The organism is Roseateles sp. (assembly GCF_031397715.1).
In the GTDB taxonomy this organism is placed as follows: Bacteria; Pseudomonadota; Gammaproteobacteria; order Burkholderiales; family Burkholderiaceae_C; genus Paucibacter_A.
Genome location: NZ_JANNMI010000046.1, coordinates 1 through 7,571 on the forward strand (window position 1 = coordinate 1; position 7,571 = coordinate 7,571).

Sequence of the window (7,571 nt, forward strand, 5' to 3'; positions counted from 1 at the left end):
TGCAAGAGGTCAAGGCGCAGGACGAGCATGTGGCCAATGTCTTCTGCAGCACAGGCGATTTGAAGGGTCATTTCCACTATGCGCAAAAGAAGGGCTACTCCGGTGTTGGCCTTTACACCAAAGAAGAGCCCAGCGACTTGATCACCGGCATCGGCGTGGCCGAGTTCGATGACGAAGGCCGCTACATCGAGAAGCGCTTCGACAAGCCCGGCCGCAAGCTCAGCCTGATCAGCTGCTACTTCCCCAGCGGCAGCAGCGGCCCCGAGCGGCAGGAAGTCAAATACCGTTTTCTGGCCGCCATGCTGCCGCATCTGCAGGCACTCAAGGCCGAGCGCGAGTTCATCCTGGTGGCCGACGTCAATATCGCCCACAAGGAAGCCGACCTGAAGAACTGGAAGGGCAACCAGAAGAACAGCGGCTTCCTGCCCGAGGAGCGCGCCTGGATGACCCGTTTGACCGGCCTGACCGACCCGGCCGATGGTGGCCTGGTTGACGTCTACCGCGCGCTGCAGCCCGACACCACCGACGCTTGCTACACATGGTGGAGCAACCGCGGCCAGGCCTATGCCAACAACGTCGGTTGGCGACTGGACTACCAACTGGCCACGCCCGGCTTGGCCGCGCTGGCCAAGCATGAAGCGATCTACAAGGCGCAGAAGTTCAGCGACCATGCGCCGCTGACCATCGATTACGACTTCACGCTTTGATCTAACAACGCGAGGGCAGTTTGCGACCCGCAGGGGTCTCAGCGCGGAGCCCTTGGATGCGATCAGCACCTGGCTGTAGTCAGCGGGGTGGCCGCTTGCATGGACAATCGCTGCCCATGCTGCTGCCGCTCAACTTTCCGACGCTGGACATCCCCACCCTGCTGATCATCTATCAGTCGGTGGCGACGCTGATGGCGGTCGTCACGTTGGGCGGCGCTTGGAGCGCGCGTGGCAGTCACGGTCTGTGGTTCTGGGCCGGTGCCTTTGGCGCGATCGCACTGGCGCAACTGTTGCGAGCGCTGCTGGTGGCCACCGGCGCGCCCACGCCGCTGCTGACCATTGGTCATATCGGCGGGGTGGTTTCCAGCGCCTTGGTGCTGCTGGCGGTGCGCCGTTTTCTGGGCCTGCGGCTGCGCATGCTGCCGGTGGCCTTGTTCGCCGGGCTGGCTTGCCTGGCCTCGGCCTTGTTGGCGCTGGCGGCCCAGCCGAATTGGATCTCGCTGTCACTCACGCTGAGCGCCAGCGCGCTGTTGCGTGGCTTTGCGCTCGCACCCATCATCCGCGCCTGGCGCAGCCGGGGTGGTTTTGCGCTCGGGCTGATGGGGGTCGATTTGGCGCTGTCAGTGGCCGCCCATGCGCTGCGCGCCGCCACCGTGAACCCCGCCTTTGCGGGCTCGGCTGAACAGGCGGTTCCCATCAACGGCCTGTGGCTCTTGGTCTTCATCCTTTTGCTGATAGGCCAGGCCTTCGCCGTCCTGCTACTGGTGAACAGCGAATTGCAGCGCAGCCTCTGGTCGATGATTGAGATCGACCCCTTGACCGGGCTGCTCAACCGGCGCGGCTTGAAGAACCGCGTCGGCCGTCTGCGCCAACGTGGGGCTAGCACCAAGGCCGAGCTCGGCATGGTGGTCGCCATGATTGATTTTGATCACTTCAAAGAGATCAATGACCGCCACGGCCACGCCGCCGGCGACGCCGTGCTGCGCGGCTTGGGCCATCTGCTGCTCGGCCATGTCCGGCCCAATGACTTGGCCGTGCGCATGGGCGGCGAAGAGTTTGCCGTGGTGTGGCAAGAGGTCAGCGCCGAGGATGCGGTGAAGCTGGCCGAGCGCCTGCGCCAAAGCGTTGCCGATGAGCTCTTCAGCACCGATGCCGGCGCCATCCAATGCACGGTCAGCATTGGTATTGCGATGCCGCGCGGCCAGGATGAAGCGGTCGACGACCTGCTCGGCCGCGCCGACGCGGCGCTGTACAAGGCCAAACGCGAGGGTCGCAACCGGGTTGAGCGGGCCTACTGAGCTGGTGTGAGGCGATGCGCGACGGCTTGAATCGCCGTCGGCCGGGGCGCGATAACCGGCCAAAAGCCCCGGGTCATCGGCGCTTTAGCAAGCCAGGGCCTCCCTACCATCAGGGGAACTACCGCTCCACAGATCGCCGCCATGCACAGCCTCACCCTCCCCGCGCCCAATTCGACTGGCCGCAGCTTGCTGCGCAACGGCAAGGCGGGAACTTCGCTGCGGGGATCCGCTTCCGGCTTGATCCTGGGCCTGCTGCTGACGCTTGGCGGCTGCGGCGGCGGGGGCAGTTCAGACAGTGGCGGCAGCCCCAATCCGAACACCGTGACGCCCGGCGCCACCACCTTCGCCGTGACGCCCACACTCAACGGCGTCGCGGCCCTGGGCGCGCCCCTGACCAACGCGCAGGTCAGGGTGATGGACGGTAACGGCGCCATCGTCGGCTCGGCCAGCACCCGCCCCAGCGACGGTTCCTACAGCCTGAGCCTCAGCAACAAGGTCTTGAAGGCGCCGCTGCTGGTGCAAGTCAGCGGCATCGATGCTGCCGGCACCCCGCAAGTGCTGCACTCGGCCGTGCCCATCCTGGACGCAGCCAAGCCGGTCATGACGGCAAATATCACGCCGCTCAGCAATGCCATCGTGGCCCTGGCCTTGGGCAGCGACCCCCAACCGGTGTTTGCCAGCCCGGCGGCCAGCGCGGCAGCCATGGCCGCGCCCGCAGCTTCCGCCGCCAGCGCGGCCGGTGAGTTTGTCAAGAGCATGATCAAAACCCAGCTCAGCGACCTAAAATTCACCAACGCGGCGGCGCTGGACCTGCTCGGCGATGCCAGCTTTGCGGCCGACAAGAGCGCACACGATCTGCTGTTGGAATCCTTGCGCGTGCAACTGAGCAAGAACAGCAAGGGCGTCGAGCAACTGCTGATCAGCAACAAGCTCAGCACCAGCGCCAACCCTGAGGTGCAGGTCAGCCTCGGCCTGGCGCAAACCGAATTGCTCAAGGCCACCGGCGGCGCGCCCGCCACGGCCATCACCTCGACGCTGAAGCTGGCCTCGACCGCCAAGGCAACACTGGACAATTTGCCCCTGCTGGACGAGTTGGCCAAGGGCCTGAATGCCTTGATCTCGCAGGGCAAGACGGCCGCTGACTTCAAGGCGGCCACCCAGCTGAACGCCTACACCCAGCACAACAGCACCGACAAGGACGCCATCGCCGCCAAGCTGGCCGACTTTGCGCTCAAAAAGGGTCAGCTCGGCCGCTTCATGGTGACCGGCTGCGCGGATGACGCGCTGCTGGTGGGGCTGTGCAAAAAGGTACTGGTGTCGGCCAATGTCAGCGATGCCAGCGGCGCTTTGCTGGCCCAGTTCAGCGACGCCGTCTCCTTCACCAAGGGCGCCACCGCCACCACGCCGGGCCAATGGGGCCTGGTCGGCAATGGCAAGGGCTTTGCCGTCAACGTCTACCCGGTCAGCGTGATCCACCTGGGCAACGACGGCAGTGTCAGCGCCTCCAGCGCCGCGCCCAACCCCTGGGTCGGCATCCAAGTCGCCATTCAAGGGCGGACCACGACGGCCACGCCCACCAAGATCATGGACACCGCCACCGTGCAACTGCAAAGCGGCTACAGCATTCCTTTTGCCTACTGCAGCCGCCAGCTGCTGTGTCTGTCCGACACGCCGGGCGCCACCTCGGTCAAGCCCACCGGCAGCATCACCGAGCTGGTCCTCAAACAATCGGCGCTGGGCTGGCTGGGCAGCGCCGAAAGCCAGCGCGGCGCCAAATACACCGCCAGCTTCACGCTGGACGACAAGCCGCTGGCGGAAACCCGGGTCGTCTATTTGCCGGCCGATGTGCCGACAAATATGCCGACGGACGCGCCGGCGGCACGCTTTCCCGCCGTCGACGGCTTGAGCAGCGCCAAACCACTGACGGCCGAGGCCATCCGGGCCGGGTTGACGTTCAACTTTGCCACTTGGGCAGCCGCCAACCCCGATATGCGCTTGATCAGCGTACGGGTCTTGCTGGTCGGCTGGCTCTTGCCCTTGTTCGTCGACACCGAGCCACCGACTGCACCGCTCACCACGCTGACGTTGGCACCGGTCGCGCTGTCCAGCTCCGCCACCGTCTCGGCCGAACTCTGGCTCGGCGCGCAAGACTCGGCCGGACGGCGCTACTACACCCGCTACGCCTTACCGACGCAGTAAGCATGGGACGCCGGGGGCGTCTGAGCTGCATTCACGGCGGCCCCTGAAAATACGTCTATGCTCTGGGCCGCTAGCCCGATCTAACGACCCATGCACACTCTCCGACAACAGCTCGTGTTGACCACTGTGGTGGTGTTCGCTATCGCCACGTTGGTGATCTTGTTGGCAGCAAACTGGATTGTTGCGGACGCCATGGTGCAAGAAACCGCCCGCGCCGGTGAACGCAGCGCCTCGCTGCTGTCGGCAGCGCTGGGGCCTTTGTTGGCCGAGTCCGACCTGGCCTCGATTGAAGAGTTGACGCAGGCCCTGGTGCAGCGCGGCGACTTCAGCTATGTGAGTATCAGCGACGCGCAAGGCGCCAAGCTCGCCAGCGTGGGGCCGGCGCAAGGCAGCGATGCACAGGGTTTTGTGCGCGATCTACGCATCGGCTCGCGGGTCTACGGTCAAGCGAGTTTCGGCATCGCTCGCACCGGCGAACGCCAGGCGGCCATGCAGGTGCAGTGGCAATTGCTGCTACTGTGCCTGGGCACGCTGCTGCTGGGCGCCTCTACGCAAGTGTTGGTGGCGCGCCGGCTCACCAACCGGTTGGGGGCCTTGCAGGCGGGTGCCGACCGCATGGCCGCTGGTGAGCCCGATGTGAAGATCGAAGCCGGCGGCAACAACGAGTTGGCGCAGCTGGCCGGCGCTTTCAATCAGATGTCGAGCGCGCTGTCCGAGCGCTTCAAGGCGCAGCAAGCAGCCGAGCTGTCTTTGCAACAGACCAATGAGGCGCTGGAGCAGCGCGTCGCGCAGCGCACCGAGCATCTTGAACAAACCCTCGCCCGCCTGTGCCAGACCCAAGACGCGTTGGTCGAGGCGCAAAAGCTGGCCTCGCTGGGCGCCTTGGTGGCAGGCATTTCGCATGAACTCAACACGCCAATCGGCAACGCGGTGACGGCTGCCTCATCGCTGCAGAGCCTGATGCAGGACACCGCGCTGCTGGTACAGGCGCAGCAGGTCTCGCGCCGGGGATTGAGCGATGCGCTGCAAAGCGGCGAACAGATGGCCGGATTGGTCTTGCGCGCGACGCAAAGAGCGGCAGAGTTGATCAACAGTTTCAAGCGCGTTGCCGTCGATGACAGCAGCCAACAGCGGCGCAAATTCGATCTGCGCGATGTCTTGGCGGATCTGGTCTTGAGCTTTGGCCCCGGTCTCAAGCGCAGCCAAACCCAGGTCGAGCTGTTGGTGCCGCATGGCATCGAATTAGACAGTTATCCCGGCCCGCTGGATCAAGTGGTCGGCAACTTGATTCAAAACGCCGAACGCCATGCTTTCATCGGCCGGCCAGGTGGGCTGGTGCAAATCAGCGCCGAAAAACTGGGCGAGCGCGTCGAGCTGCAGGTGCGCGACGACGGCCAGGGCATGACGGCCGAGTTGCAGGCGCGTATCTTCGAGCCCTTCTTCACAACCCAGCTGGGCCAGGGCGGCTCGGGCCTGGGTTTGTCCATCGTTCGCAATATAATCAGTGCCCTTTTGGGTGGGCACATCAGCGTGCACAGTGCGCCAGGCCAAGGCAGCTGCTTCAGCATCAACATCCCCTTGACCGCACCGGCCAAGGCCGTCTGAAACACAGGCGCAGCCATGCCCAATGACAGCCGGAACTTCTTCTCATGCGTGCTTCGCCGCGACTGCTTGGCCTGGCTGGCGGCCCTGAGCGCCGGCAGCAGAGTTTTCGCTCAAGGCAGCACTGTCAGCACTGGCAGCGACCCGAACAACATCGTCTTCGGCATGGTGCCCTATCTGCCGACACAGCAGTTGGTGCGACTGTTTGAGCCGGTGGTGACCTTGTTTGAGCGAACGCTCAGCAAGCCTAGCCGCCTGGCCTCAGCGCCGGACTTCGAGCAGTTCATCGAGCGCGCTCGGCGCGGCGAGTTTGACCTGGTTGGCGCCTCACCCCATGTCGCCCGCATCCTGCACCGTGAAGCAGGTTTCTTGCCTTTGGTGCGCGCCACCGCGCCGCTGGAACCGCTGCTGATCGTGCCGCATGACAGCCCCATCAAGCGCTTGCAAGACCTCAAGCAGCAAGCGCTGCTGGTGGCCGACCCTTTTGCGGTGCATGTGCTGATCACCCTGCGTGAGATGCGCGACCAGGGCCTGGTGCCCGGTCGCGACTTCAAGCTCATCACCGCCGGCACCCAGCGCAACGGCGTACAGCGCATGCTCAAAGGCGACGCGGCCGCCGCGGTGGGCTCGGCCTCCACCTTGGGCACCTTGCCCGCTGAATTGAGCAGCCGCTTTCGTGTGCTGCTGCGAGCACCCAAGGGGCTTACGCCCATGGCCTATCTTGCGCACCCGCGCTTGCAGCCACAGGTCGAGCGACTGAAACAGGCCATGTTGGCCCTTGCGCCGTCGCCTGAGGGGCAGGCCATGCTCAAGGCTACCCAACAGGAAGGACTGGTCAGCTTGACCGAGGCCGAATTGCGCGGGTTTGAACCCTTGGTGGTGGAGTTTTACAAGCAGCGCGGGGCGAGCTGAGAGGGTGAGCGGGTAACTGCCTACTTCAGCAGACCCTCTGCCTTCTTCGCGGCAATCACGGCCGGGCGACCGCGACGCGCGCGCGGACGGCCACCAGATTCGGCTGAGAGCCCACGACATGGCCGGCCACCGCCACTAGACCAGGTACGCGATGCCGACGCTGTAACGGCAGGCGGCTCTGGCCCCAGCGACCGACAGCGCTACTATGGGCGCCCTCCTTACTCCGGCCGACATCTGCCACCATGCCCAGCCCAATCCCCAGCCGCCGGACCCGGCTCGAGCGCGGCAGCTTGCTGCTGCTCTTGATCACCGTCAGCCTCGCCTTGATCTGGATCTTGCTGCCGTTTTACGGCGCCATCCTTTGGAGCATCGTGATCTCGCTGCTGTTCGCGCCGGTGCAAAGTCGCTTGCGCTCGCGGCTGCACATGCGCGCCACGCCCGCCGCGCTGCTGACGCTGTCGATGGTGGTGCTGATCGGCATCCTGCCGGTGTTGCTGATTTCGCTGTCGCTGACCAACGAGGTGGCCGGCCTCTATCTGCGCATGCAGGCCGGCGAGGCCAATCCCATGCCCTATCTGCGCGGGCTGTTCGATGCATTACCGGCCGACGTGATCGGGGCTCTGAAGCGCCTGGGCTTGGGCGACTTCGCCAGCCTGCAGCGCCATCTCAACGAGAGCCTGACCAAGATCAGCCAGTTCCTTGCCACCCGGGCCTACAGCTTCGGCCAGAACATCGATCTGCAACTCGATCCGCCGGGATTGGTCCTGCCGATGAGCCTGCATACCGAAGCCGAGGCGTCGCCAGATGATCATGAGATCAAGAGCGCGGCATCTGGCATAATGGGGACGCCGCC

General features: G+C 64.9%; 6 protein-coding genes. All 6 read left to right on the forward strand.

The window, feature by feature from the left end:
* Positions 1-707, forward strand: a 707-nt coding sequence (locus tag RMO57_RS02220) for an exodeoxyribonuclease III (protein ID WP_310383796.1), incomplete at its 5' end; no start/stop codon positions are given.
* Between the two features lie 116 nt (positions 708-823).
* Complete coding sequence (locus RMO57_RS02225) at positions 824-2,005, forward strand: GGDEF domain-containing protein (RefSeq protein ID WP_310383798.1); 1,182 nt, start codon at positions 824-826, stop codon at positions 2,003-2,005.
* Between the two features lie 141 nt (positions 2,006-2,146).
* Positions 2,147-4,204 carry a hypothetical protein gene (locus RMO57_RS02230; protein ID WP_310383800.1) on the forward strand — a complete coding sequence of 686 codons (2,058 nt, stop codon included), beginning with the start codon at positions 2,147-2,149 and terminating at the stop codon, positions 4,202-4,204.
* Between the two features lie 90 nt (positions 4,205-4,294).
* Positions 4,295-5,809: a sensor histidine kinase gene (locus RMO57_RS02235; RefSeq protein WP_310383802.1), complete on the forward strand. Its 1,515-nt coding sequence runs from the start codon at positions 4,295-4,297 to the stop codon at positions 5,807-5,809.
* Between the two features lie 15 nt (positions 5,810-5,824).
* Positions 5,825-6,718 (forward strand): phosphate/phosphite/phosphonate ABC transporter substrate-binding protein, encoded by an 894-nt coding sequence (locus RMO57_RS02240; protein WP_310383803.1) that lies wholly within the window; start codon positions 5,825-5,827, stop codon positions 6,716-6,718.
* Between the two features lie 242 nt (positions 6,719-6,960).
* On the forward strand, positions 6,961-7,571 hold a 611-nt coding region (locus RMO57_RS02245), incomplete at its 3' end, for an AI-2E family transporter (protein WP_414896363.1).